Genomic DNA, 18,795 nt, shown 5'->3' with positions numbered 1-18,795 from the left:
TCCCTCGGCTACGGCGCCTGCCCCGACCTGGAGGACCGCGCCAAGATCGCCGACCTCCTCCAGCCCGAACGGATCGGCGTCCACCTCTCCGAGGAATTCCAGCTCCACCCCGAACAGTCCACCGACGCCATCGTCATCCACCACCCCGAAGCGAAGTACTTCAACGCACGCTGACGCGGACCGACGTACACTTGTCGGTCCCATACAGGCCGGTCGCCTGTTCCCCCGGGCATGCCCGCGGGGAAGAGGTGACCGGCCTTCTCGTCCCTACAGAGAGGTGTGCCGGATGACCAGCACCGTTCCCGCGCCCGTAGCCCGTACGGCCGACGGACACGCCCTGCAGGCGGTGCTGCTCGACATGGACGGCACCCTCGTCGACACCGAGGGGTTCTGGTGGGACGTCGAGGTCGAGATCTTCGGCGAACTCGGCCACCGACTTGACGAATCCTGGCGTGACGTCGTCGTCGGCGGCCCCATGAGCCGCAGCGCCGCCTTCCTGATCGAATCCACCGGCGCGGCCATCGGCGTCGCCGAGCTCTCCGTCCTCCTCAACGAACGCTTCGAGGCCCGCATCGCCGACGCGGTGCCCATGATGCCGGGCGCCGAGCGGCTGCTGTCCGAGCTGGCCCGGCACAACGTCCCCACCGCCCTCGTCTCCGCCTCGCACCGCCGGGTCATCGACCGGGTCCTGCGTTCGCTGGGCCCCGAGCGCTTCGCCATCAGCATCGCCGGCGACGAGGTACCGCGGACCAAGCCCCACCCCGACCCGTACCTGATCGCCGCCCGCGCCCTCGGCGCCCACCCCTCGCGCTGCGCCGTGGTCGAGGACACCGCGACCGGGGTCGCCTCCGCCGAGGCCGCCGGCTGTCGGGTGGTCGCCGTACCGTCCGTGGGCCTGATCCCGCCCGCCCCGGGCCGTACCGTCGTCCGCTCGCTGGAGGACGTGGACCTCCGCTTCCTGCGGTCCCTCATCACTCCGATGAACTGATCGCGCACTCAGGGTTCCGAACAGAATGACGGTGGGACCGAGGTCCCACCGCAGACCGTCCGGTACGGAGCCCCGGAGGCCGAAATTCCATCCTTGCCGGGGCAGTTGCCCGGGTGACCTTTGTCACCGGGGCGGCTGCCCCCGGCCATGCCCAGAGCGCCCATGGGCTTCCTTTGTGTCCCGATTGATCAGCTCCTGACCGAATCCGCGCGGACTTCGGTGTGAGCAGGCGTACTCCTCCCATCACGGTGCGAATACACCCCCGCCGCGACCCGTTCAAGCCACCCCTTCCGGGCCCACTAATGTCGTCGCGGGACCTGCCGCCGCACCGCAGCCGCCCCGCGCACACACCCTTGTGCCGGGGTCGCGCGGACCGATCGTCACACCACCGGCCCGATCGTTCCGCCCTGAACGGGCGACGCCGCGCAGTGCCCTTTTCACCGCTGTGAACAAGTGCCGGGTTGAGGGAGTTTTTCGAGGATGAACCGCAAGACCATGGTGCTGACGGCCGCGGCCGGCCTGCTCACCCCCGCGCTGACCGCCTGCGGCAGCACCAGCGGAACCGGAGCGGGCACAGGAGCGATCGTCGTCGGCACCACCGATCGGTTCGAGGCCGCCGACACGGTGCCCGCCCCGTTCGACCCGGCGTACGCCTACGACGCCGGGACCTGGAACGTACTGCGCCAGACCGTCCAGACCCTGATGCACACCCCGCGCGGCGGCGGCCAGCCCGTCCCCGAAGCGGCCTCCGACTGCCGCTTCACCGACGCGGGCAACGAGAGCTACCGCTGCACCCTGCGCCCCGGGATGAAGTTCGCCAACGGCGACCCGCTCACCGCGAAGGACGTCAAGTTCTCCATCGAGCGCGTCCTCGCCATCAAGGACGAGAACGGCCCGGTCTCCCTGCTCTCCACCCTCGACACCGTCGAGACCAAGGGCGCGGACACCGTCGTCTTCCACCTGAAGACCCCGGACGCCACCTTCCCGTACAAGCTGTCGACGCCCGCCACCGGCATCGTCAACCAGAAGATGTACGACGGCAAGAAGCTCCGCGACGGCTTCGACGTCGACGGCTCCGGCCCGTACACGATGAAGGCCGAAGTCAAGGACAACCACCTCGTCCGGGCCGTCTTCAGCAAGAACCCGAACTACAAGGGCGACATCAAGCTGCAGAACGACAAGGTCGAACTGCGCACCTTCACCGACTCCGCCGCGATGGGCAAGGCCCTCACCGACGGCTCGATCCAGATGCTCTCGCGCACCCTGTCGCCCGCCCAGATCCAGGACTTCGCCGCCAAGCCGCCCAAGGGCGTCAAGCTCGTCCCGATGCCCGGCCTGGAAATCCGCTACATCGCCTTCAACACCGAGGCCCCGGTCGTCAAGGACAAGGCCGTCCGCCAGGCCCTCGCCGCCGCGGTCGACCGCAACGCGATCATCTCCAAGGTGTACGGGAAGTCCGCGACCCCGCTCTACTCGCTGGTCCCCACCACGGTCAACGGACACGTCAACTCCTTCTTCAACAAGTACGGCGAGGCGAACACCGCCAAGGCCGCCGCACTGCTGAAGGAGGCCGGGATCAAGACCCCGGTCAAGCTGACGCTGAACTACACCAACGACCACTACGGCGACGGCACCGCCGGAGAGTTCGCCGCCCTCAAGGCCCAGCTGAACTCCACCCAGCTCTTCGACGTCACCGTCCAGGGCACCGACTGGGCCGACTTCCGCCCCGCGCAGAAGAAGGGCGACTTCGCCGCCTACGGCCTCGGCTGGTTCCCCGACTACTCCGACGCCGACAACTTCCTCGCCCCGTTCCTGGAGCAGGACAACTTCCTGGGCACCCCGTACGCCAACAACGCGGTGCGCTCCAAGCTCATCCCCGAATCGCGCCGCGCCGTCGACCGCAGCGTCGCCGCCCCCGCGATCGCGGAGATGCAGGACATCGTCGCCGACGACGTCCCCGTCCTGCCCCTGTGGCAGGGCAAGCAGTACGTCGCCGCGCGCGACGGCATCACCGGTGTGGAGTGGTCCGTCAACTCCATCTCGGACCTGCAGCTGTGGGAACTCGGCCGGGGTGTCAGCGGCTGAGCACCACAGCGACCGGCCCGCGGGACGACCGCGGGCCGGCGTCAACGAAACAGCTCGACTGTGAAGGACGTTCGTGAGATGAGACGTAACCAGTGGCTGGTCGCCCCGGTAGGGGCGGTCACCGCCGCCGCGCTGCTCAGCGGTTGCGGAGCCCAGAACGGCGCCGCCGCAGGCGACGGCAAGGGCGTGGTCATGGGCATATCCACCGATGTGCGCTCGACGGACCCGGCGGCGGGTTACGACCCCGGCTCCTGGCTGCTCTTCAACAACGTCTTCCAGTCGCTGCTGGCCTTCCCCAAGGGCGGCACCACCCCCGAACCGGACGCCGCCCAGTCCTGCGCCTTCGAGGGCAGCGACAGCAAGCTCTACAAGTGCACCCTGCGCGCCGGCCTGAAGTTCAGCAACGGCAACAGCCTCACCGCGCAGGACGTCAAGTACTCCTTCGAGCGCACGCTCAAGATCAACGACCCGAACGGCCCCGCCGTCATGTTCGGCTCGGTCACCCGCATCGACACCCCGGACGACAAGACCGTCGTCTTCCACCTCAAGTCGCCCGACGCGACCTTCCCCAGCAAGATCGCGTCCGGCGCGGGGTCCATCGTCGACCACCGCGAGTACCCGGCCGACAAGCTCCGCACCGACGGCAAGGCCGTCGGCTCCGGCGTCTACAAGCTGGACTCCTTCTCCAACAAGAGCGCCGCCTTCTCCGTCAACGGCTCCTACACGGGCCAGGCCAAGGCGAAGAACACCGGCGTCACCATGAAGTTCTTCCACGAGGACGAGGGCGCCCTCAAGGCCGCCCTCGAAGCGGGCGACGTCGACTTCGCCTTCCGCGGCCTCGCCGCCAAGGACATCGCGGGCATGGCCGCCAAGACCGGCGACCAGAAGGTCCTCGTCGTCCAGGGCGCCGGAGCCGAAGTCGAACACCTCGTCTTCAACATGAACGACCCGGTCGTCGGCAAGCTCCCCGTCCGCAAGGCCATCGCCTACCTCGTCGACCGCGACGCCCTCGTCAAGGACGTCTACGACGGCACCGCGACCCCGCTCTACTCCATCGTCCCCGCCGGGATCGGCTCCCACAGCACGGCCTTCTTCGACCGCTACGGCGGCAACCCCCAGCCCGACAAGGCCAGGGCCGTCCTCAAGGCCGCCGGCTACAAGGACAAGATCAAGCTCACGCTGTGGTCCACCCCGTCCCGCTACGGGCCCTCCACCGACCAGGAGTTCCAGGCGATCGCCAAGCAGCTCAACGCGAGCGGCCTGTTCGACGCCGAGGTCAAGTCCGTCGAGTTCGGGCAGTACGAGAAGGACATCCAGGCGGGCAAGTACGGCGTCTACGTCAAGGGCTGGGTGCCGGACTACCCCGACGCCGACAACTTCACGCAGCCCTTCTTCGGCCCGGACAACGTCCTCGTGAACAACTACGACAACAAGGAGATCACCGGGACCATCATCCCGGCGACCTCCGCGAAGGCCGACCGCACCGCCACCACCACCGACTTCACGCGCCTCCAGGACATCGTGGCCGAAGAGGTGCCGATCCTCCCCCTGTGGCAGAGCAAGCAGTACGCGGTCGCCCGCCCCGACATCGCCGGACTCCAGTGGTCCCTCGACGCCTCCACGGTCTTCCGCTTCTGGGAGATCAGCAAGGGCTGACCCGCCCCCGCCGCCCGACCGCCCCGCCCTCAGGGAGTCACTGCGCTCCCGGGCGGACCAGGCCGCTCTCGTACGCGTACACGGCGGCCTGGACCCGGTCGCGCAGACCCAGCTTCGTCAGCACGTGACCCACGTGCGTCTTGACCGTGGTCTCGCTCACGAACAGGTCCGCCGCGATCTCCGCGTTCGACAACCCGCGCGACACCAGCTTCAACACCTCGACCTCGCGCTCCGTGAGCGTGCCCAGCGTGTTCGGCACGGGGGAGTCCCCCGACGGCAGGTGCCCCGCGTACTTGTCCAGCAGCCGGCGCGTGATGCTCGGCGCGAGCATCGCCTCGCCCGCCGCCACCACCCGGATCGCCTGCAACAGCTCCACCGCCGGCGCGTCCTTCAACAGGAAGCCGCTCGCCCCCGCACGCAGCGCCTCCACCACGTACTCGTCCAGGTCGAAGGTGGTCAGCACCAGCACCTTCGCCGGCCCGTCCCGCCCCGGCCCCGTGATCTGCCGGGTCGCCTCCACCCCGTCCATCCGCGGCATCCGGATGTCCATCAGCACCACGTCGGGCTGGAGCGCCCGCACCTGGTCGATCGCCTGCAGGCCGTCCCCGGCCTCGCCCACGACCGCGAGATCACCCTCGGCTTCCAAGATCATCCGGAATCCGGTGCGCAGCAGTGGCTGGTCGTCGACCAGCAGGACGCGGATCGCCACAGGGTCTCCCTCGTAATCGCATCAACACTCGGACAGCACGGCAGGACCCCGCCCATTCTGCCCTGCCCCCACCATCACGATTCCTCCGACCGCTCCACCGCCGACCGCGCCGGGGGCACCTCCCGGCGGTAGCCGGGGGCGATCTCCAGCGGATACACCGGGGGAGTGCCACCGAACTCCGGACACACCGCCTGGTGGTCGCACCAACCGCACAACTTCGTCGGCCGCGGCCGCCAGTCACCCGACTCCGTCGCCTCCTTGATCGCCTCCCACAGCGCCAGCAGCTTGCGCTCCATCCGCTCCAGGTCCTCGATCACCGGGTCGTACGTGATCACGTCCCCGCTGCCCAGATACACCAGCTGGAGCCGCCGCGGCACCACCCCCTTGAGCCGCCACACCACCAGCGCGTAGAACTTCATCTGGAACAGCGCGCCCTCCGCGTACTCCGGCCGCGGCGCCTTGCCCGTCTTGTAGTCGACGATCCGCACCTCGCCCGTCGGCGCGACGTCCACACGGTCGATGATCCCCCGCAGCCGCAGCCCCGAATCCAGCTCCGTCTCGACGAAGAACTCCCGCTCCACCGGCTCCAGCCGCGTCGGATCCTCCAAGGTGAACCACCGGTCCACCAACGACTCGGCCTCCGTCAGCCACCCCGCCAGACCGACGCCCCCGTCGTCCCCCGGGAACAGCTCGGTCAGCTCCGGCTTCGCCTCCACCAACCGTTCCCACTGCCCCGGGATCAAGGCCTTCGCCCGCGGCGCCGTCCGCTCCTGCGCCGGGTGGTCGAAGAGCCGCTCCAGCACCGCGTGCACCAGCGTCCCCCGGGTCGCCGCCGCACTCGGCTTCTCCGGCAGCTTGTCGATCACCCGGAACCGGTACAGCAGCGGGCACCGCATGAAATCGCTCGCCCGCGAAGGGGACAGCGAAGTGGGCCGGGCTGCTTCGGCCGGACCGGTACCGGGGCTCGTCGTCATACCAAGACCCTACGACCCGCCACCGACAGCACGGGCATACCATCGACGTCGACCCCCCTCGCACTGCATGATCGGAGCATCACACCGCGCGACCGCGCGGCCCCACCGACCCCGGCAGGACCGCACGGACGCCGCCGATCGACCGAAGGACAACCGTGGCAGACAGCGACGAAACCGGCGAGCGCACCAGTCGCCGTCCCGGACCGGGCGGCGGAATCCTCATGGGCCGACCCTTCGGCGTACCCGTCTACGTCTCGCCCAGCTGGTTCCTCGTCGCCGCCCTCATCACCTGGATCTTCGGCAACCAGCTCGAACGCGTCCTCCCCGACCTCGGACCCACCCGCTACCTCGTCGCGCTCTTCTTCGCGATCGCCTTCTACGCCTCGGTGCTCGTCCACGAACTCGCGCACACCGTCGCCGCCCTCCGCTTCAAACTCCCCGTCCGCCGCATCCAGCTCCAGTTCTTCGGCGGCGTCTCGGAGATCGAGAAGGAATCCGAGAGCCCCGGCCGCGAGTTCGTCCTCGCCTTCGTCGGCCCCCTCCTCTCCCTCCTCCTCGCCGGCGCCTTCTACCTCGGCATGAAGGCCGTCGAACCCTCCACCGTCCCCGGCGTCCTGCTCGCCGGACTGATGATCTCCAACCTCCTCGTCGCCGCCTTCAACCTCCTCCCCGGCCTCCCCCTCGACGGCGGCCGCATGCTCCGCGCCGTCATCTGGGCCCTCACCAAGAACCCCATGACCGGCACCGTCGCCGCCGCCTGGGTCGGCCGCGCCATCGCCGTCGCCGTCCTCTTCGGCCTCCCCCTCCTCACCGGCACCGGAGTCATCGACGGCACACCCACCCGGGACCTCGGCGGCATGGACACCGTCATGAACGCCCTCCTCGCCGCGATCCTCGCCGGCATCATGTGGACCGGAGCCGGAAACAGCCTGCGCATGGCCCGCCTGCGCCAACACCTGCCGCAGCTGCGCGCCCGCACCCTCACCCGGCGCGCCATCCCCGTCGAATCCGCCACCCCCCTCTCCGAGGCCCTCCGCCGCGCCAACGACGCCGGAGCCCGCGCCCTCGTCGTCGTCGACGGCCACGGCGACCCCACCGCCCTCGTCCGCGAGACCGCCATCGCCTCCGTCCCCGAACACCGACGCCCCTGGGTCGCCGTCAGCGGCCTCGCCCAGGACCTCACCGACGGCATGAAGGTCTCCGCGGAACTCTCCGGCGAAGACCTCCTCGACCGCCTGCGCGCCCACCCCGCCAGCGAATACCTCGTCCTCGAACCAGGCGGCGAGATCTACGGCGTCCTGTCCACCCTCGACGTCGAGAAGGCCTTCGTGAAGGCCATGGCACGGCCCCAGTCCTAGACCCAATACACTGGTCACATGTCCGAACCGACCGGTGCCGCCCGCCGACGCGGGCCCTTCAAGGTCGGGGACCAGGTACAGCTCACCGACCCCAAGGGCCGCCACTACACGTTCACGCTCGAAGCCGGGAAGAATTTCCACACCCACAAGGGTTCCTTCCCGCACGACGAGCTGATCAGTGCTCCCGAGGGCAGTGTTGTCCGCACCACGGGGAACGTCGCGTACCTCGCGCTGCGCCCCCTGCTCCCCGACTACGTCCTGTCCATGCCCCGCGGCGCCGCCGTGGTCTACCCCAAGGACGCGGGCCAGATCCTGGCCTTCGCCGACATCTTCCCCGGCGCCCGCGTCGTCGAAGCGGGAGTGGGCTCCGGATCGCTGAGCAGCTTCCTGCTCCGCGCGATCGGTGACCAGGGCATGCTCCACAGCTACGAACGACGCCCGGACTTCGCCGAGATCGCCACCGCGAACGTCGAGCGCTACTTCGGTGGCCCCCACCCCGCATGGCAGCTCACCGTCGGCGACCTCCAGGACAACCTGTCCGACACGGACGTCGACCGCGTGATCCTCGACATGCTCGCCCCCTGGGAATGCCTGGAGGCCGTCTCCAAGGCCCTCGTCCCCGGCGGCATCCTCTGCTGCTACGTGGCCACCACCACCCAGCTCTCGCGCACCGTCGAGTCCATCCGCGAGTTCGGCTGCTACGCCGAACCGCAGCCCTGGGAATCGATGATCCGCAACTGGCACGTCGAAGGCCTCGCCGTCCGCCCGGACCACCGGATGATCGGCCACACCGGCTTCCTCGTCACCGCCCGCCGCCTCGCGGACGGCGTCGAAGCCCCGCTGCGCCGCCGCCGCCCCTCCAAGGGCGCCTACGGCGAGGACTACGACGGCCCCGGCAGCCGCTCCGCCGAGCGCACCGCCGAGACCGAGCGCACCGCCGACACCGAGCGCGGCTGACCGACACCCCGCAGAACGCACCGGCGCCGGTGTGCAGTTCCCCGCTCCCAGCGGGAACTGCACACCGGCGCCTCTTCGTTGTACCCACAGAAAGCACGGGCCCCACCCGTCCCACCGGCCACCAGGACGGACCCGCCCGTTCCACGCCCGTGTGAGGTGTGGCACGATGCTGGCTCCCCGTCAGCGCCGCCCCACAGGAGACGCACCGCGTGCCGCACACCCCCGCCGCCCCGGACCAGGCCCACACCCGCACCCGACCGGTGCACTGGACGGCCACCGCGGTGGCCCTGGGCGCCGTCGTGGCGGCCGCGGCCTTCCTCCAGCCCGACCCCGCCGCGGCCTCCGCGCCCCGAGCCGTCGCCGGACCCGAAGCCCGGCCCGCCACCGCCCCCGCGCCCGACCCGGCCGCGGTGACCTACCCGCTCGACTGCCACGGCGTACCGCAGCGCGTCATCGCCAGCGCACAGGGCGACCTCGACGGGGACGGCCGCCCGGAAACCGTCGCCGCCGTCCGCTGCGACGCGGGCTCGGGCACCCCGCCGCACGCCGTCTACGTCCTCACCACGGGGCCCGCCGCCGGCGCGGCCGCCGCGACCCCCAGGGTCGTCGCGACCCTCCTCGAAGCCGGTGCGCGCAAGACCGTCACCGACCTCGCCGTGCGCGACCACACGGTCACGGCCACCCTGCTCGGGTACTCGTCACCGGAAATACCGCGCTACGCACCCGATCTGAAGCAACAGGCCAAGTGGCGCTGGACCGGCGGAAAATTCAGCCAGGAGCTTACGGACTCGGCCGCGAAACGGGTTTGATTCCGGTACGGCGTTAATCCGCGTCCGGACCGAAGACCTCGACCCTGTCCGAAACCCGCCGCACGTGGATGCAGTCGCCCGGGCATTCCTTGGCCGAATCGACGACGTCCTGCAACAACGGCAGCGGAACCGGAGTCGTCGCCCCCGCCTCCTGGAGCAGTTCGTCCTCACCGCTCTTCACGTACGCCAGACCGTCGATGTCCAGCTCGAAGACCTCCGGCGCGTACTGGACGCAGATCCCGTCCCCGGTGCAGAGGTCCTGGTCGATCCAGACCTCCAACAGCTCGCCGCCCTCGCCGGCACCACCCGTGTGGGCCTCCTGCTGCACGGTCATATCTCCTGCCGTTCCCTGTCCTCGGTGATCCACTCCGTTCACGCGTCGCGGCAAGTCGCGCGAGCCCTGACGGGTGTTGAACAGTTCGACCTTACAACCGGCTGCTTTCCGATGTTGAAGGGTGGGTATTTCCCTGGCGTGAGGGAGTACGCAAGGGTGAAGATCGGACACACCCCTACCGTCTTTGTGATCTAGGGGTTTCAATCACCACCAGCCCAGGTAGGGTCAGGAAGCGTCCAGCTCCCCTTGGAGGAGGTGAGGACCGTGGCAGCCCACGACGATGACATCACCCGCGGCATCCGGCCGGGGCGAGGGTCTGATGACCCCGCCGGTCAGGTTGCCTATCTCGAGCAGGAAATCGCCGTCCTGCGACGTAAGCTCGCCGATTCTCCGCGACACACGAGGATTCTCGAAGAGCGGATCGTCGAGCTCCAGACGAATCTGGCCGGTGTATCCGCGCAGAACGAGCGGCTCGCCAATACGCTCCGCGAGGCCCGCGATCAGATCGTGGCCCTCAAGGAAGAAGTCGACCGGCTCGCCCAGCCGCCGGCCGGCTTCGGAGTCTTCCTTCAATCGAACGAGGACGGCACGGTCGACATCTTCACGGGGGGCCGCAAGCTCCGCGTGAACGTCAGCCCCAGCGTCGACCCCGAGGACCTCAGGCGTGGCCAGGAGGTCATGCTCAACGAGGCCCTCAACGTGGTCGAAGCCATGGAGTTCGAACGGGCCGGGGACATCGTCACCCTCAAGGAGATCCTTGAGGACGGCGAGCGCGCCCTGGTGGTCGGGCACACCGACGAGGAAAGGGTGGTGAGGCTCGCCGAGCCGCTCCTGGACATCACCATCCGCCCCGGCGATTCCCTGCTGCTCGAACCCCGCTCCGGCTACGTCTACGAGATCGTCCCGAAGAGCGAGGTCGAGGACCTCGTCCTCGAAGAGGTCCCGGACATCGACTACGAGAAGATCGGCGGCCTGGGCGACCAGATCGAGCTGATCCGCGACGCGGTCGAGCTCCCGTACCTCCACCCCGACCTCTTCAAGGAACACGAACTGCGCCCGCCCAAGGGCATCCTGCTCTACGGCCCGCCCGGCTGCGGAAAGACGCTGATCGCCAAGGCGGTCGCCAATTCCCTGGCCAAGAAGGTCGCCGAGGTGACCGGCCAGCCCGCGGGGAAGTCCTACTTCCTCAACATCAAGGGCCCCGAGCTCCTCAACAAGTACGTCGGCGAGACCGAGCGGCACATCCGCCTCGTCTTCCAGCGTGCCAGGGAGAAGGCGAGCGAGGGCACCCCCGTCATCGTCTTCTTCGACGAGATGGAATCCCTCTTCCGCACCCGCGGATCCGGAGTCAGCTCGGACGTGGAGAACACCATCGTCCCGCAGCTGCTCGCCGAGATCGACGGTGTGGAAGGCCTGGAGAACGTCATCGTCATCGGCGCCTCCAACCGCGAGGACATGATCGACCCGGCCATCCTGCGCCCCGGCCGTCTCGATGTGAAGATCAAGATCGAGCGTCCGGACGCCGAGGCCGCGAAGGACATCTTCGCGAAGTACCTCAAGGCCAGCCTGCCCCTGCACACGGACGACCTGTCCGAGCACCAGGACTCGCGAGCGGGCACCGTCCACAGCATGATCCAGACCGTCGTCGAGCAGATGTACGCCGAGTCCGAGGAGAACCGCTTCCTCGAGGTCACGTACGCCAACGGCGACAAGGAAGTCCTTTACTTCAAGGACTTCAACTCGGGCGCGATGATCCAGAACATCGTGGACCGTGCGAAGAAGATGGCCATCAAGGCCTTCCTCGAGCACAACCAGAAGGGCCTTCGGGTCTCCCACCTCCTCCAGGCGTGCGTGGACGAGTTCAAGGAGAACGAGGACCTGCCCAACACCACGAACCCGGACGACTGGGCCCGCATCTCCGGAAAGAAGGGCGAGCGGATCGTATTCATCCGCACGCTCGTCACCGGGAAGCAGGGCGCGGACACCGGACGCTCCATCGACACGGTGGCCAACACCGGTCAGTACCTCTGACGGAGCGGGGCGGCTGCGGGTGCCCCCACCGGGGCACCCGCAGCCGACTGCTTTTCGGCCGCGGCCGGGCCAAGGCAATGATTGAAATGATCTCCCCACCAGCGCGGAGCCGCTCTAGGCTCTTCCGTACCGCCGCATCCGCTGTGCGGGGACGGGCACCGCACACGCACCGGAGCACCAGCGGTACTTGAGCGCCGCTTCCGATCGGAAGCGCCGCCGGGCAAGGAGGGCCGCATGACCGTACGGCGAGTAATGGGGATCGAGACGGAGTACGGGATCTCCGTCCCCGGTCACCCGAACGCCAATGCCATGCTCACCTCGTCCCAGATCGTCAACGCCTACGCGGCGGCGATGCACCGGGCGCGACGCGCCCGCTGGGACTTCGAGGAGGAGAACCCGCTGCGGGACGCCCGCGGCTTCGACCTCGCCCGCGAGGCCGCAGACAACAGCCAGCTCACCGACGAGGACATCGGCCTCGCCAACGTCATCCTCACCAACGGCGCACGGCTCTACGTCGACCACGCGCACCCCGAGTACAGCTCGCCGGAGATCACCAACCCGCGCGACGCCGTCCTCTGGGACAAGGCCGGCGAACGGATCATGGCCGAGGCGGCGGAGCGGGCCGCCCAGCTGCCCGGCGCCCAGCCGATCCACCTCTACAAGAACAACACCGACAACAAGGGCGCCTCCTACGGCACGCACGAGAACTACCTGATGAAGCGGGAGACCCCCTTCTCGGACATCGTGCGCCACCTGACGCCCTTCTTCGTCTCCCGCCAGGTCGTCACCGGCGCCGGCCGGGTCGGTATCGGGCAGGACGGCCGCGAACACGGCTTCCAGATCAGTCAGCGCGCCGACTACTTCGAGGTCGAGGTCGGCCTGGAGACCACCCTCAAGCGCCCCATCATCAACACCCGCGACGAGCCGCACTCGGACGCCGAGAAGTACCGCCGCCTGCACGTGATCATCGGCGACGCGAACCTGTCCGAGATCTCCACCTACCTCAAGCTCGGCACCACCGCCCTGGTCCTCTCCATGATCGAGGACGGGTTCATCACCGTCGACCTGGCCGTGGACCAGCCGGTGCGCACCCTGCACCAGGTCTCCCACGACCCGGACCTGCGCCAGCTCATCACCCTGCGCAGCGGGCGCACGCTGACCGCCGTACAGCTCCAGATGGAGTACTTCGAGCTGGCGCGGAAGTACGTCGACGAGCGGTTCGGCTCCGACGCGGACGAGCAGACCAAGGACGTGCTGGCCCGCTGGGAGGACGTGCTGGGCCGGCTGGAGACCGACCCGATGAGCCTGGCGGGGGAGCTGGACTGGATCGCCAAGCGGGAGATCCTGGAGGGCTACCGCAGGCGCGACGGACTCGACTGGGACGCGGCGCGGCTCGGCCTGGTGGACCTCCAGTACTCCGACGTCCGCCCCGACAAGGGCCTGTACAACCGCCTGGTGGCCCGCGGGAAGATCAAGCGACTGGTGGACGAGCCGGCCGTCGAGCGGGCCGAGAGCAAGCCCCCGGAGGACACCCGGGCCTACTTCCGCGGCCGCTGCCTGGAGCAGTACGCCGACGACGTGGCCGCGGCCTCCTGGGACTCGGTCATCTTCGACCTGCCGGGCCACGACTCGCTCCAGCGGGTCCCGACCCTGGAACCGCTGCGCGGCACCCGTGCGCACGTCAAGGAGCTCCTGGACCGCTGCCGCACGGCGGAGGACCTGGTCCGGGTCCTTTCGGGGCGCTGAACGCGGCTGAAAGGCCTCCGGTCCGGGAATCATGAGAAAGACGGGCTGTTAAGGAAAGTGCGGGGACGAATGTCGGACCCTCCTTGTAGGGTCCGACGTAGGGTCTGATCTTGAGGGATCCCGAATTCGCGGGGTCTCTCGACGTGAGCGTGCGAACCGAGCGGGGTGAGGTAGACATGGCGACCAAGGACACCGGCGGCGGACAGCAGAAGGCGACGCGCTCGACCGAGGAGGTCGAGGAGACGACCGCCGAGGCGAGTTCGGACGTCCAGGAACGGCACGAGAAGCTCTCGGACGACGTCGACTCGGTACTCGACGAAATCGATGATGTGCTCGAGGAAAACGCGGAGGATTTCGTTCGAAGCTTCGTTCAGAAGGGTGGGGAGTGATTTTACCTTCGAATCGAAGGTGACACTCCTCGGGGAGGGTGAGTGTCGGAGCTCGGTAAGCGGTGTGGTCGGTGCGGTGAGGTGAAGTCTCTCGATGACTTCGCGTCCAACCGGGCCATGCGCGACGGCCTGCAGTGCTACTGCAGGCCGTGCGCAGCCGAGTATCACCAGGCGCGGCAGGTAGCCAAGGGTAAGAACGTGCGCCCGAAAGTTATCTCGCCGGCAGGCCACAAATACTGCCGGCGATGCCGGGAGATCAAGCCGTACTCCGAATGGGACAGGAATAAGAGGGCGTCGGATGGCCTCTCGACGCGATGCAAAGCGTGTCGTGCGGTCGAAGCCCGTGCGAGCCACCTCAAACGTGCCTACGGCATGACCGAGGCTCAATGGGACGAAATGGTTGAAGCCCAGGGCGGGCTCTGCTGTATCTGCCTAAAGGCTCCGGCCGTGCATGTGGATCACTGCCACGAGACGGGTAGGGTCCGAGGCGTACTGTGCTTCAACTGCAATTCGGCCATCGGCAAGTTGGGAGACGATCCCGACACTCTGCGTCGGGCCATCTCATACCTGGAGGGACACGCGTGGAAGCCAACAATCACGGCACAGGGCGTCTACCGGCAGCCTTCCTGACGCCGGGGTCCTCCTCCTTCATGGACTTCCTGGGCGCGCACTCGCCCGAGATGCTGCCGGGGAACCGGACGCTGCCGGAGGGGATCGTGCAGGCGCCGCACGGGACGACGATCGTCGCGGCGACGTTCCCCGGCGGGGTCGTGCTCGCCGGTGACCGGCGGGCGACGATGGGCAACATGATCGCCCAGCGCGACATCGAGAAGGTGTTCCCGGCCGACGAGTACTCCGCGGTGGGCATCGCGGGTACGGCGGGTCTGGCCGTGGAGATGGTCAAGCTGTTCCAGCTGGAGCTGGAGCACTTCGAGAAGGTCGAGGGTGCGACCCTCTCCCTGGAGGGCAAGGCGAACCGCCTGTCCACCATGATCCGCAGCAACCTCGGCATGGCCATGCAGGGCCTCGCGGTCGTCCCGCTGTTCGCCGGCTGGGACGAGGCCAAGGAGCGGGGCCGGATCTTCACCTACGACGTGACGGGCGGGCGCTCCGAGGAGCACGGCTACGCCGCCACCGGTTCGGGTTCGATCTTCGCCAAGGGCTCCATGAAGAAGCTGTACCGCGACGATCTGACGGAGCAGCAGGCCACGACGCTGGTCGTGCAGGCGCTGTACGACGCCGCGGACGACGACTCGGCGACCGGTGGCCCGGACCTGGCCCGTCGGATCTTCCCGATCGTCACCGTGATGACCGACGAGGGTTTCCGCAGGCTCACCGACGACGAGTCGGCGGAGCTGGCCCGCGCGGTCACCGAGCACCGTCTGATGCAGCCCGACGGGCCGCGCGCCGCTCTGCTCTGACCATCCGTAGCCCTGTAGAAGACCGGAAGAAAGGGACGGACAGCCGGTGTCGACTCCGTTCTATGTGTCACCCCAGCAGGCCATGGCGGACCGTGCGGAGTACGCGCGCAAGGGCATCGCCCGCGGTCGCAGCCTCGTCGTGCTGCAGTATGCCGACGGCATTGTGTTCGTCGGTGAGAACCCGTCCCGCGCGCTGCACAAGTTCAGCGAGATCTACGACCGCATCGGTTTCGCGGCGGCCGGCAAGTACAACGAGTACGAGAACCTGCGGATCGGCGGTGTGCGGTACGCGGACCTGCGCGGTTACACCTATGACCGCGAGGACGTGACGGCCCGCGGGTTGGCCAACGTCTACGCGCAGACGCTGGGCACGATCTTCTCCAGTGCGGGCGAGAAGCCGTACGAGGTGGAGCTGGTGGTCGCGGAGGTGGGTGCGACGGCGTCCGGCGACCAGATCTACCGGCTGCCGCACGACGGGTCGATCGTGGACGAGCACGGTTCGGTCGCGGTCGGTGGCAACGCCGAGCAGATCAGTACGTTCCTGGACCAGCGGCACCGGGACGGGATGACGCTGGCGGAGGCGTTGAAGCTGGCCGTGCAGGCGCTGTCGAGCCAGGCCAACGGGACGGACCGGGAGATCCCGGCGGACCGGTTGGAGGTGGCGGTGCTGGACCGTACGCGGGGTCAGCAGCGCAAGTTCAAGCGGATCCGGGGGCGTCAGCTGTCGCGCCTGTTGGAGGCCGACGTGCCGGTGGCGGCGCAGGTCGACGCCGTGTCGAACGACGAGGACCCCGAGGACGAGGCGGCCGAGTAGGCGTCGTCGCGGTGCGCTCCGGTGCCCCGGTCCGTCTCTGAGGAGGCGGGTCGGGGCACCGGTGCGTTCAGGGGGTGTCCGGGGGCGGGGGTGCGGTGGAGCCGCGTACGACGAGTTGGACGGGGAGGTCGGGGGCGTTCCAGGGGGCGCCGTCGAGGACGGCGAGGAGGGCGCTCATGCCGTGTTCGCCGACGCGTTCGGCGGGGAGGCCGATGGTGGTGAGTTCGGGTTCGACGGCGGTGGCGAGGGCGAGGTCGTCGAAGCCGGTGACGGAGAGGTCGTCGGGGACGCGCAGGCCGAGGCGGCGGGCGGCTTTGCAGGCGCCGGCGGCGAGGATGTCGTCGTCGCAGACGATGGCGGTGGGTCGCTGCCCGGGGGTGGTCAGGGCGGCTTCCATGGCGGCTCTGGCGGCGTCGACGCTGAGGTCGGACCTGGTGGTGCGCAGTTCGGCGGCGGGGCCCAGGAGGCGGCTCAGGGCCTTGGCGCGGACGTCGAAGGTCCAGGTGTCGACGGCGGAGGCGAGGTGGAGGAAGCGGCGGTGGCCGAGGGCCCGGAGGTGTTCGGTGACCTGGCGCATGCCGTCGGCGATGGCGAGGTTGACGTGGGCGGCGGCGCGGCCGGCGGTGGGGTCGCTGTCGAGCATGACGAGGGGGAGGTCGTTGCCGCCGATGGCTTCGAGGGTGTGTGCGGCCATGGAGGAGGCGATGACTCCGTCGAGGGCGGCGCTGGCGGAGGCGAAGGGGTCGCGGGCGGGTCCGGTGCCGTCGGGGGAGGGGTAGAGGACGACGCCGAAGTCGTTCTCGGCGGCGATGCGGGCGGCTCCGGTGTAGACGCGGGCGAAGAATTCGTTGGTGAGGGCGGGGACGACGAGGAGGGCGGTGCGGGTGCTGCCGAGGCGGAGGTTGCGGGCGGCGAGGTTGGGGCGGTAGCCGAGGTGGGCGGCGCTCTCGCGGACCTGGGCGGCGGTGCGCTCGGAGACGCGGCCGCGCCATTTGTCGCCGAGGACGAGGGAGACGGTGGCCTGGGAGACCCCGGCGGCGTGGGCGACGTCGCGGCTGGTGGGTCGGGTCACGGGGGTCTCCGGGGTGGGTGGGCGCGGTGGTGGTGCGGGTCCGGCCGGGGTGGTGGGGCGGGGTGTCGCGGGGGTCGAGGGGTGGACCCCCGGACTGTCGCCATGGTACGTATTACCTGTCACGTTATACGTATTACCCCGGCTGGAACCGGGCGGAAAGGGGCGGTCATGGCCGCGGGATACGCGGAGCTGCTCAGGACCCGGCACGCGGCGAGGCTGCTCGTGGGCACGCTGATAGGCCGGCTGCCCAACGGCACCGCCCCGATCGCCATCGTGCTGTTCACCCGGGCCGAGGGCGGCAGCTACAGCCTCGCGGGTGCGCTGGCCGCGGTGTACGGCGTGGCGAACGCGGTCGGGCAGCCGCTGTTGGGTCGGGCCGTGGACCTCTTCGGGCAGCCGCGGATCCAGTTGCCGGCCGCGCTGGTGTCGGCGCTCGGCATGGTCTGGCTGGCACTGGCGGGCACCGGTTCGGCCTTTTCGGCGTACGCCGCCGTGGTGGTGGCGGGGCTGTTCACGCCGCCGCTGGAGGGCGGGCTGCGGGCCCTGTGGCCGGGGGTGCTGGGCGGCAAGGAGGAGCGGGTGCACGCCGCGTACGCGATGGACGCGGTGGCGCAGGAGGTCATGTTCACGGTCGGGCCGCTGATGGTGACCTTGTTCGTGGCCCTGTGGGACCCGGCCGTGGCGCTGTTGGTGATCAATGCGATCGGGGTGCTGGGTGCGCTGTCGGTCGTGGTGAGCGAGCCGTCGCGGAGCTGGCGCTCCGCGCCGCGGGAGGCGCACTGGTTGGGTGCGCTGCGTTCGCGGGGGCTGCTGGCGCTGCTGGGCGCGTTCTTCTTCGTGGGGACGGCGCTCGGTTCGATCACGGTGGCGGGGGTGGCGTACGCCGACGAGCACGGCGGCCAGGCGGTGTACGGCTGGTTGATGGCGGCGCTGGGGCTGGGCGCGCTGATCGGTGGCGTGGTCTACGGGGCGCGGCACTGGGCTGGGGCGCCGGAGCGGCGGCTGCGGGTGTTGGTGGCGTTGTTGGCGGTCTGCTACCTGCCGCTCATGTGGGTGCCGGGTGTGGTGGCGATGACGGCGTTGGCGGCGTTGGCCGGGGTGTTCCTGGCGCCGGCCATCGCGTGCGCGTTCATCGTGGTGGACCGGCACGCGCCGTCGGGCACGGTCACCGAGGCGTTCTCCTGGTTGGTGACGTTCTTCGGGGTGGGTGCGGCGATGGGTACGGCGGCCGCGGGTCCGGCGGTGGAGCTGGGTGGTACGTCGTCCGGTTTCGCGGTGGCGAGCGTGGGCGGGGCGGCGGCGCTGCTGGTGCTGACGTTGACTCAGCGCGCGCTGTCGGGGCGGTCGACGGGCGTCTCCGAGGGGGCTTCTGACGGGGCATCGGAGGAAAATGATCGGAACGCCGCTCTCGAACCCGGTTTCAGAACACAGCAGAAGGCGTAATGTTCAGTC

Annotated in this window: 18 protein-coding genes; 14 read left to right on the top strand and 4 right to left on the bottom strand. The window is 69.2% G+C overall.

Features of this window, described 5'->3' with window-relative positions; all coding sequences use genetic code 11:
* The 4 genes from ACIQWR_RS39435 to ACIQWR_RS39420 form a co-directional block, all read left to right on the top strand.
* Positions 1–174 (top strand): vitamin B12 dependent-methionine synthase activation domain-containing protein (locus ACIQWR_RS39435; RefSeq protein WP_404020350.1); only part of this gene is annotated, 174 nt, incomplete at its 5' end.
* 112 nt (positions 175–286) lie between these two features.
* On the top strand, positions 287–988 hold the full coding sequence (locus tag ACIQWR_RS39430) for an HAD family hydrolase (protein WP_404020339.1): 702 nt from the start codon (positions 287–289) through the stop codon (positions 986–988).
* Positions 989–1,468: 480 nt separating this feature from the next.
* Positions 1,469–3,073, top strand: a complete 1,605-nt coding sequence (locus ACIQWR_RS39425) for an ABC transporter substrate-binding protein (protein WP_404020336.1) — start codon at positions 1,469–1,471, stop codon at positions 3,071–3,073.
* 78 nt (positions 3,074–3,151) lie between these two features.
* The gene (locus ACIQWR_RS39420; RefSeq protein WP_404020333.1) at positions 3,152–4,729 is read left to right on the top strand and encodes an ABC transporter substrate-binding protein; all 1,578 of its coding nucleotides are present in this window, start codon (positions 3,152–3,154) and stop codon (positions 4,727–4,729) included.
* Between the two features lie 37 nt (positions 4,730–4,766).
* Here the strand turns inward: ACIQWR_RS39420 and ACIQWR_RS39415 are convergent, their stop codons facing one another.
* Together ACIQWR_RS39415 and ACIQWR_RS39410 are read right to left on the bottom strand one after the other, a co-directional pair.
* Complete coding sequence (locus tag ACIQWR_RS39415; protein WP_404020331.1) at positions 4,767–5,438, bottom strand: response regulator; 672 nt, start codon at positions 5,436–5,438, stop codon at positions 4,767–4,769.
* 74 nt (positions 5,439–5,512) lie between these two features.
* Complete coding sequence (locus tag ACIQWR_RS39410; RefSeq protein WP_404020328.1) at positions 5,513–6,412, bottom strand: RecB family exonuclease; 900 nt, start codon at positions 6,410–6,412, stop codon at positions 5,513–5,515.
* 155 nt (positions 6,413–6,567) lie between these two features.
* Between ACIQWR_RS39410 and ACIQWR_RS39405 the strand changes: the two genes are divergently transcribed.
* From ACIQWR_RS39405 to ACIQWR_RS39395, 3 genes are all read left to right on the top strand, one after another.
* Positions 6,568–7,770, top strand: coding sequence for a site-2 protease family protein (locus ACIQWR_RS39405; RefSeq protein ID WP_385785725.1), 1,203 nt, complete (start codon positions 6,568–6,570; stop codon positions 7,768–7,770).
* A gap of 18 nt (positions 7,771–7,788) precedes the next feature.
* Entirely contained in the window at positions 7,789–8,727 is a 939-nt protein-coding gene (locus tag ACIQWR_RS39400) for a tRNA (adenine-N1)-methyltransferase (RefSeq protein ID WP_404020325.1), read from the top strand.
* A gap of 209 nt (positions 8,728–8,936) precedes the next feature.
* A complete protein-coding gene (locus ACIQWR_RS39395; RefSeq protein WP_404020322.1) occupies positions 8,937–9,536 on the top strand; it encodes a hypothetical protein in 600 nt (199 codons plus the stop codon).
* A gap of 13 nt (positions 9,537–9,549) precedes the next feature.
* Here ACIQWR_RS39395 and ACIQWR_RS39390 read toward each other — a convergent pair whose 3' ends face one another.
* Positions 9,550–9,870 (bottom strand): ferredoxin, encoded by a 321-nt coding sequence (locus ACIQWR_RS39390; protein WP_404020320.1) that lies wholly within the window; start codon positions 9,868–9,870, stop codon positions 9,550–9,552.
* 264 nt (positions 9,871–10,134) lie between these two features.
* Here ACIQWR_RS39390 and arc point away from each other — a divergent pair, with 264 nt between their 5' ends.
* From arc to prcA, 6 genes are all read left to right on the top strand, one after another.
* Complete coding sequence (gene arc, locus ACIQWR_RS39385) at positions 10,135–11,901, top strand: proteasome ATPase (RefSeq protein WP_404020317.1); 1,767 nt, start codon at positions 10,135–10,137, stop codon at positions 11,899–11,901.
* A 234-nt stretch (positions 11,902–12,135) separates the two neighbouring features.
* Positions 12,136–13,647: a depupylase/deamidase Dop gene (dop, locus tag ACIQWR_RS39380; protein ID WP_404020315.1), complete on the top strand. Its 1,512-nt coding sequence runs from the start codon at positions 12,136–12,138 to the stop codon at positions 13,645–13,647.
* A 176-nt stretch (positions 13,648–13,823) separates the two neighbouring features.
* Positions 13,824–14,036 (top strand): ubiquitin-like protein Pup, encoded by a 213-nt coding sequence (locus tag ACIQWR_RS39375; protein ID WP_354383626.1) that lies wholly within the window; start codon positions 13,824–13,826, stop codon positions 14,034–14,036.
* Positions 14,037–14,153: 117 nt separating this feature from the next.
* Complete coding sequence (locus ACIQWR_RS39370) at positions 14,154–14,666, top strand: endonuclease VII domain-containing protein (protein ID WP_404020347.1); 513 nt, start codon at positions 14,154–14,156, stop codon at positions 14,664–14,666.
* Positions 14,618–15,457: a proteasome subunit beta gene (gene prcB / locus ACIQWR_RS39365; protein ID WP_404020312.1), complete on the top strand. Its 840-nt coding sequence runs from the start codon at positions 14,618–14,620 to the stop codon at positions 15,455–15,457. The genes ACIQWR_RS39370 and prcB overlap by 49 nt, the downstream gene beginning before the upstream one ends.
* 46 nt (positions 15,458–15,503) lie before the next feature.
* Positions 15,504–16,271, top strand: a complete 768-nt coding sequence (gene prcA, locus ACIQWR_RS39360) for a proteasome subunit alpha (protein WP_399261997.1) — start codon at positions 15,504–15,506, stop codon at positions 16,269–16,271.
* Between the two features lie 67 nt (positions 16,272–16,338).
* Here the strand turns inward: prcA and ACIQWR_RS39355 are convergent, their stop codons facing one another.
* Complete coding sequence (locus tag ACIQWR_RS39355) at positions 16,339–17,343, bottom strand: LacI family DNA-binding transcriptional regulator (protein ID WP_404020309.1); 1,005 nt, start codon at positions 17,341–17,343, stop codon at positions 16,339–16,341.
* Between the two features lie 168 nt (positions 17,344–17,511).
* Here ACIQWR_RS39355 and ACIQWR_RS39350 point away from each other — a divergent pair, with 168 nt between their 5' ends.
* Positions 17,512–18,786, top strand: a complete 1,275-nt coding sequence (locus ACIQWR_RS39350) for an MFS transporter (RefSeq protein ID WP_404020306.1) — start codon at positions 17,512–17,514, stop codon at positions 18,784–18,786.
* Positions 18,787–18,795 lie beyond the last annotated feature (9 nt).

It is taken from the genome of Streptomyces sp. NPDC098789 (genome assembly GCF_044759975.1).
Taxonomy (GTDB): domain Bacteria; phylum Actinomycetota; class Actinomycetes; order Streptomycetales; family Streptomycetaceae; genus Streptomyces.
The sequence above is the reverse complement of the archived record's forward strand: the minus strand, read 5'-3'. Positions and strand labels throughout refer to the sequence as shown.